Source organism: Mycobacterium sp. E3298 (assembly GCF_001666895.1).
GTDB lineage: Bacteria > Actinomycetota > Actinomycetes > Mycobacteriales > Mycobacteriaceae > Mycobacterium.
Window position 1 is genome coordinate 1 of the sequence record NZ_LZJB01000431.1, and the last position, 7176, is coordinate 7176.

Sequence of the window (7176 nt, forward strand, 5' to 3'; positions counted from 1 at the left end):
AGGATGATCCAGTCGCAGTGGTCGGTGCCCGAGCTGAACTGCCAGCGGCCGTTGAAGAGGTAGCCCCCGTCGACGGGCTTGGCCACCCCCTGCGGCGCGTACGGTGACGCCATCCACGTGTCGACGTCGTCGGCCCATACCTCGTTGGGCACTTTCGGGTCCGCGTACGCCAACTGGTAGGGGTGCACGCCGACCACGCCGACGATCCAGCCGGCGGCCGGATCGAGTGCGGCGGTGGCCATCACGGTCTCGGCGAACTCGCGCGGGTGGACCTCAAGGCCGCCGTGGCTCTTGGGCTGCAGCAGCCGGATCAACCCGGCCGACTTCATCAGCTTCACGCTGTCGTCGGTCAGGCGGCCGATCCGCTCGGCCTCGGGGGCCTGGTCGCGCAACTGATCCGCCATCGCCACGACCCGGTCGAGTACCCGCTCGCTCATATCGTTGTCCTTTACGTCTGTGGGCGTAGTAATGATCTATTGAAGTCCGCGGCCCACTGGACGCTGTTCCCGGTCAGCGGACGCCGAGATAAGACGTGAGCTGTCGTCCGACAGTCGGGACACACGGCAGCCAGGTCCCATCGATGGGCCTAGCGTCAGCGCCTTTGAACCAGGTTCAGGGAGCAGCATCTCGATGCGGCCATAATCAGCAGGCACCGACGCCGGAAGAGCAAAGCTTGCCGTCGGCTGCCCAAGTGGCCCAATTGCGCTGTGCCATCACACGGAATGTGTCCCGTGACTTCATCGATGGGAACGGCCACATGAACGTGTTGCATTATCTGGATTTCGGTTCGGCCGCCGCCGATGCGTTGGTGCGTGAACTCGGGATCGACGACGCCGACCGGGCTGATCGACAGCTCGGCCTCTTCACCGTCGAGCACCACCTGCGCTACTACAGCGAGCTGATCGAAGATGACACGGCCGATCTCTACGCCCGCGTCCTTGACCGCTCACCCAAGGTGGTGCGCATGATGTCATTCGCCGTGGATCGGTACCGGCAACGCCTATCGGCGACACTTGAGATGGTCCTCGTGCACGTCGATCTGACCCGCCGGCTGCCCGTGGCGATGCCGGTCGACATCGCCGCTGCTTTCGACGAGCACGTCAGGTACTCGTCGACCCTGGAGTGGGCCGCGCCCGTCTGCGGCGCGATGGGCGTGCGACGTCAACCATGAAACGGCCAGCGGCCCGGTGATTACCGCCGTCAAACCTATCGCCGGCGGCCAAACCTCAGCAACCGCCACATATACCGCGGCAGTTGCGGAGTCGGGACGCGGGCCGGCCAGGCGTCGGCGCGGAAGTAGGAATCAGACCCGCCGTCGACGAAAAGCACACTGCCGCAGAGAAACTCGGCGGCATCCGACAACATGAACACCATCCAGTCCGCGAGGTGCGTGGGATCACCGAACCCACCGACCGGGACCGGGAACGCGCGGATGGCCCTGGCTTCACGCGGTGTGGCCAGCTGTCGCTCGAGCAGGGGGGTCATCACCGCGCCCGGAGCGATCGCGTTGAGCCGGATACCCGCACCCGCCCACGCCGGTGTCACTGCGGTCCGACGCACCCAGCGCGCCACCGCGATCTTCGATGCGCCGTAGGCCATCGAGGGGGCGACCGATCGGAACACTCGTAGTGCACGCTCGGCCTTGTGGAGATCGCGGCCCAGTAACGCCCGCACGGCTCGCTGGGGCACCAACGGCATTGTCGTCGACGAATTACTGCCCACAACCACGACTTTCGCATCGCCGGCCGCCGCCAGTGCCGGGTGCCATGCCTCTAGGAGCTCGACCACACCTAAGAAGTTCACCGCCAGGATCCGGGCCGCGCTACCCGCGCCCGGGGTGGGGCCCACACCAGCGGCCAGCACGGCACCGTCGAGTCGACCGTCGCCGGTAGTGCACACGGCAGCGGCGGCCGTCCTGCGTCCGTCGGGAGTGGACAGATCCGCCACGACGTCAGCGTCCTGAATGTCGACGCCGATCACGCGGTGACCCGCGGCCAGCAGTTTGCGGACGACGGCTTGGCCCATGCCCGATGCCGACCCGGTGACGGCGTAGGTTCCCATCCGCGTCGCTGCTAGGCCTTGGCTAACAGGCCGGCATCGACCACGAGCTGGGTGCCGGTGATGTAGCGGGCGTGGTCGGAGGTCAGGAAAACCACGGCGTTGGCGACGTCTACCGGCTCCACCCACGGAACCGGGAGCAGGTGGCGAGCCGCGAGCGCTTCTGCAGCGTCGGCCGCCGTCGGGCTGGTCAGGTCAGGCCGAAGGCGTTTAAACGTCGCCTCGTTGAGCACCATCGAGGTCCCGACCGCTCCAGGATGAACAGTATTGACGCGGATGGCGCGCGGGCCCAGTTCGTTGGCCAGCGTGCGCGCCAACCCAACCACGGCATGCTTGCTCGCAGTGTAAGCAGCGGTGGTGGCCGTGCCGCGAAGACCGTTGGTGGAGCTGATAATCACGACGGACCCGCCGCCCTCGCCGAGGTGCGGGACGGCGGCTTTGACGGTGTGCCAGACGCCGGTCACGTTGACATCCAGGGTCTGCTGCCAGTCGTGGGTAGTGATCTCCCACGTCGGAGCCGACACCGTGTGGACGCCTGCGTTGGCTACGACGATGTCAAGGCGTCCCAGGTCGGCGACGGCGGCGTCCACCGCGCCGGTCAGTGCGCCCAAGTCGCTGACATCGGCCAGCCCCGTCACCGCGCGTCGGCCGCGCTGCGCCACCGCGGCGGCGGTCTGTTCGAGGTCTTCTGCTGCCGCCGGCACGTCCACCGCGATGACGTCGGCGCCTTCGTCTGCGAATCGCTCGCACAGGGCGCGCCCGGTGCCGCGCCCAGCGCCTGTCACCAGCGCCACACGACCCGACAGGCTCGACATCAGGGCGCCTTGGTCAGCGAAAACCCTTTGTACCCAGCCTCGGCGACTTCATTGCAGATGTCGAGGTAGGTCCCAAACCCGCCGAGGAACAGCATGAACACCCGCGGCTTGCCAGGCACGTTGGCGCCCATGTACCAGGAGTCGGCCTTGGTGAACAGGGTGGCCTCGGCTCGGCGCGCGCATTCGGCGACCCAGTTGTCCACCGCATCGGGAGTCGCCTCGATCGCCGTGTAGCCGTGATCGTCGAGATATCTGATCGAGTCGGCGATCCAATTCACATTCGCCTCGGCGTGCAGCACCATGTTGGCCAGCACCGCCGGCGCGCCGGGGCCGCACACGACGAACAAGTTGGGAAAGCCGTCAGTGCTCAGACCCAAGTAGGTTCGCGGCCCATTGCTCCAGTCATCGCGCAGCCGTTTACCGCCCCGGCCGACGATGTCGATTCTGGCCAATGCCCCTGTCATCGCGTCAAATCCGGTAGCCAACACGATCATGTCCAGGTCGTAATGGGCGTTGCTGGTGTTGACGCCGGTGGCATCGACAGATTCGATCGGCGTGTCTCGCACACTGATCAGTGTCACGTTGGGGCGGTTGAATGTCTGAAAGTAGTTGCTGTCGGTACAGATCCGCTTGGTGCCGATCGGGTGATCCGTGGGGATCAGCAGTTCGGCCAGCGCGGGGTCATCAATGATGGCCCGAACTTTCTCCTCATAGAACTTGCGCGCCTCCTCGTTGGCGTCCGGGTCGATCATCTGGTCGGAGAAGGTTTTGGAGAACAGCACCCCGCCGAGATCCCAGCGTTTTTCGAACGCCGCGCGCCGCTCTTCGGGGCTGGCTTGCATCGTCAGTTTCGGATGGGCGATGTGCGGTGAGCCGCCGCCGCTGCGCCATGATAAGCGCCTGCGTTCGGCGTAATTGGCCTTGACCCGGGCCCGGTCTTCGTCGGTGAGAGGCCGATTGCCGGCGGGGACACTGTAATTCGGGGTGCGCTGAAAGACGTAGAGTTGCGCGGCTTGTTCCGCGATGATCGGGATCGACTGAATGCCCGAAGATCCCGTCCCGATGACCGCGACGCGCTTACCGGTGAAGTCGACCGTTTCGTGTGGCCATGCCGCGGTGTGGTAGATCTCGCCAGTGAAACGGTCGAGGCCGGCAAAAGGTGGGGTCATCGCCGCGGACAATGGGCCCGTCGCCATCACACAGAACCGCGCGCTCACTCGTTGCCCGGTATCGGTGGTCACCGTCCACCGCAACCGCTGCTCGTCGAGAACCGCCGACGTGACACGGGTGTTGAAGACGATGTCGCGGCGCAGATCCAACCTGTCGGCCACCCAGTTGATGTAGCGCAGGATCTCCTCTTGGGTGGCGTACTTTTCCGACCAGTCCCACTCCTGTTGCAGGTCATCGGAGAACGAATAGCAGTAGTCGACGCTCTCGACGTCGCAGCGGGCGCCCGGATACCGGTTGAAATACCACGTGCCACCCACGTCGGGACCGGCCTCGAACACCTTGACCGTCAACCCGTCGGCGCGCAGCTTGTGCAGGGCGTAAAGCCCGGCAAAGCCGGCACCTACGACCACCACGTCGATGCCCTGGTCCAACCCGTCGTTCGTGCTACTGGTCACGAACAGCGACGGTAGGGCCGCTGCGCCCGGAATCGCAGGAGACGTCCCGGTGACTGGACGCCGGGATGGCGACCTCCCGTCCATCGGAATCCGACCACGACATCACGGACCAATGTGGCAAGGATCGGCCGCATGGCAGATGTCGAAGAACAAGGCGCCGCCCTGTGCACCGATGCCGCGGTGGCCACCGTAGACGTCGAGTTGGACGGTGCTCTCCATCGACTGCAATGGCGCCGCGACCAGACCCTGGTCGAGATGATGCTTGACGCCGGGATCAATGTGCCGCATTCGTGCCGAGAAGGGCATTGCGGCTCCTGCGTGGCGACCTTGATTTCCGGGGAGGTGGATATGGCCGGTGGAGATGTGCTGGGACCCGAAGACCGCGCCGACGGCTTGATCCTCGGGTGTCAAGCCCGGCCAGTGACCGACAACATCCACATTGAGTTCTAGGCGCATGAACGGCGTGCCGATATGACAGAGGTTGCGACGTGACCGGCAGGGTCGCTGGGAAGGTGGCCCTGATCACGGGCGCGGCGCGGGGAATCGGGCGTGCGCAGGCGGTGCGGTTAGCCCAGGAGGGCGCCGATATCGTGGCCCTTGACGTGTGCGCTCCCGTTGACACAGTGGTGGTTCCGCACAGCACAGTCGACGACCTGGAGCACACCGCCGCCCAAGTGCGCGATACCGGCGCCAAAATACATACCGAGATCGTCGACGTGCGCGATGTCGACGGCGTCCAGGCGGCCACCGATCGCGGTGTGCGACGGCTGGGAAGATTGGACGTGGTATGTGCTACCGCTGGGATCACTTCGCGTGCACTGGCGCTGGACCTCACCGAGGCGGCCTGGCGGACTATGTTGGATGTCAACCTCACCGGTGTGTGGCACACGTGTCGGGCCGCTGCGCCGCACCTGATTGCGCAAGGTGGGGGTGCGATCGTCCTGACCAATTCGATCGCAGGCCTTCGCGGATTGGTGGGCGTCGCCCATTACACCGCGGCTAAGCACGGCGTGGTCGGCCTGATGCAGAGCCTGGCCAAAGAACTTGCGCCGCAGAATGTCCGAGTCAATTGCGTCCATCCGACCAATGTGGACACTCCGCTGATTCAAAACGACGCAGTGCGCAGCGCGTTTCGTCCCGACCTCGACAGGGCGCCGACGCGTGCCGAGTTCGCCGAAGCGGCCCTTCGCATGAACATGCTCGCGGTGCCGTGGGTCGAACCGGTCGATGTCGCCAACGCCGCTTTGTTTCTCGCTTCCGACGAGGCGCGCTATATCACCGCGGTCACGCTGCCCGTCGACGCTGGTGCGACTCAACGATAGGGAGGGCGCGACATGAAAGAACTGTCCGCTGGCTTTCTTTCCCTTTGTCACGCTGGATAATCCGGAGCCGCATCTGCACCGCCGTTACACCGAATGGGCATCATGCTGCCGTGAGAGGAACGCCAGCACGGTGCTTTCGAAGGCTTGCTTCGCTTCGATCATCGCCCAGTGCCCGGACTTGGGAAATACGTGAAGTTCGGCGTCTTGGATGGTGCGCATCGGGATCAGCGCCATATCCGGTGGGCTCACTCGGTCGTCGCGACCCCATGTAAGCAGCGTGGGGACGGTCAACTTGTGCAGGATTGCCCACGGCATCGGGTTTTCCGAGGCGGCCATCGCGGTGTTCATCGCGGCAAACGCCGCTTTGCCGTACATGCGGCGCGCCGCGGCCAGGGTGTCCGGATCGATGGCCAATTGCCAGCGTTCCTCGACCAGTTCGTCAGTGATCAGGGACTGGTCGTACACCATCGATTTGAGCCAGTCGACCAGCCGCTGCCGAGTCGGGTCTTCGACGAACTCCTGCAACAGCCGAATGCCCTCACTCGGGCTAGGGCTGAAGATGTTGATGCCGATCCCGCCGATCGTGACCAGACGGTCGACACGATCGGGGTTGTGGATAGCGAAGTTGATGCCCACACCCCCGCCCATCGAGTTGCCGACGATGTGCGCCTTTTCGACGCCCAGCGCATCCAAGAACGGCGATACGGTGCCAAATGCCATGACCATGGGGTGGCCGCCGAAGTCATCGCTGACGCCGAAACCGGGAAATTCCAGGACGATGCAGCGGAAGTGCTCGGCGAAGGTGGGCAGGATGCCGCGGAAGTTGCGCCATCCGGTGACCCCGGGACCCGAGCCATGCAAAAACAGCAGCGGCTGCGCCGCCGTGGCCTCTGGGTCAGTGTCGTAGTAGCGCAAAATCCCTTGCGGTAGCAGGATTTCGCGTACGTCCTGCTCGCCTAGGAAGACCTTCTCGGAAGTGTCTGTCACGATGTCAGCCTGCCACGGCGTCGCGGGTGGCACGCCGCGGTGTTCCGCTGACCGGGTGGTGCGATGACTGGCGCTGGATAGTGTCGTCACGGCGGACTGTGGTCCGACGACGCGGTCGGCGACACCTGTTGCTGCACAGCCGACTTGCGTCCACCAGGTTTGTCACGCCGTGTGCTGCTCGCGTTTGATTTCCAGTGCGATGTCGATGAGTTGGTCCTCTTGGCCGCCGATGAGTTTGCGTTGACCGGCGCGGTGTAGTAGCTGGTGGGCGGGCACGCCGTAGCGTTCGGATTGGCGGATGGCGTGCTTGAGGAAGCTCGAGTAGACCCCGGAGTAGCCCATGATCAGGGCGTTGCGGTCCAGCAGGCA

The 7176-nt window shown here is 64.9% G+C and carries 7 protein-coding genes and 2 pseudogenes; 3 read left to right on the forward strand and 6 right to left on the reverse strand.

Annotated features, from left to right (window positions below; translation table 11 throughout):
• Nucleotides 1–437 (reverse strand): annotated as a pseudogene (locus A9X05_RS20455) (hydroxylase); the annotation flags it as partial.
• Nucleotides 438–601: 164 nt separating this feature from the next.
• Between A9X05_RS20455 and A9X05_RS20460 the strand changes: the two are divergent.
• A complete protein-coding gene (locus A9X05_RS20460) occupies nt 602–1171 on the forward strand; it encodes a thioesterase family protein (protein WP_231978441.1) in 570 nt (189 codons plus the stop codon).
• Between the two features lie 35 nt (nt 1172–1206).
• On the opposite strand, the gene A9X05_RS20465 is transcribed toward A9X05_RS20460, so the two are convergent.
• The 3 genes from A9X05_RS20465 to A9X05_RS20475 are packed head-to-tail and all read right to left on the reverse strand — an operon-like array spanning nt 1207 to nt 4498.
• Nucleotides 1207–2061 carry an SDR family oxidoreductase gene (locus A9X05_RS20465; RefSeq protein ID WP_067783793.1) on the reverse strand — a complete coding sequence of 285 codons (855 nt, stop codon included), beginning with the start codon at nt 2059–2061 and terminating at the stop codon, nt 1207–1209.
• 11 nt (nt 2062–2072) lie between these two features.
• On the reverse strand, nt 2073–2873 hold the full coding sequence (locus tag A9X05_RS20470) for a mycofactocin-coupled SDR family oxidoreductase (protein ID WP_067783796.1): 801 nt from the start codon (nt 2871–2873) through the stop codon (nt 2073–2075).
• The gene (locus A9X05_RS20475) at nt 2873–4498 is read right to left on the reverse strand and encodes an NAD(P)/FAD-dependent oxidoreductase (protein WP_067783799.1); all 1626 of its coding nucleotides are present in this window, start codon (nt 4496–4498) and stop codon (nt 2873–2875) included. Before A9X05_RS20475 ends, A9X05_RS20470 begins: the two co-directional genes overlap by 1 nt.
• Before the next feature lie 132 nt (nt 4499–4630).
• On the opposite strand from A9X05_RS20475, the gene A9X05_RS20480 reads away from it, so the two are divergent.
• On the forward strand, nt 4631–4948 hold the full coding sequence (locus A9X05_RS20480; protein WP_067748083.1) for a 2Fe-2S iron-sulfur cluster binding domain-containing protein: 318 nt from the start codon (nt 4631–4633) through the stop codon (nt 4946–4948).
• Between the two features lie 38 nt (nt 4949–4986).
• Nucleotides 4987–5820, forward strand: coding sequence for a mycofactocin-coupled SDR family oxidoreductase (locus A9X05_RS20485; protein ID WP_067783802.1), 834 nt, complete (start codon nt 4987–4989; stop codon nt 5818–5820).
• Nucleotides 5821–5904: 84 nt separating this feature from the next.
• On the opposite strand, the gene A9X05_RS20490 is transcribed toward A9X05_RS20485, so the two are convergent.
• Both A9X05_RS20490 and A9X05_RS20495 read right to left on the reverse strand, forming a co-directional pair.
• Entirely contained in the window at nt 5905–6807 is a 903-nt protein-coding gene (locus tag A9X05_RS20490) for an alpha/beta fold hydrolase (protein ID WP_067783805.1), read from the reverse strand.
• A 162-nt stretch (nt 6808–6969) separates the two neighbouring features.
• Nucleotides 6970–7176: pseudogene (locus tag A9X05_RS20495) on the reverse strand (4-hydroxy-2-oxovalerate aldolase); the annotation flags it as partial.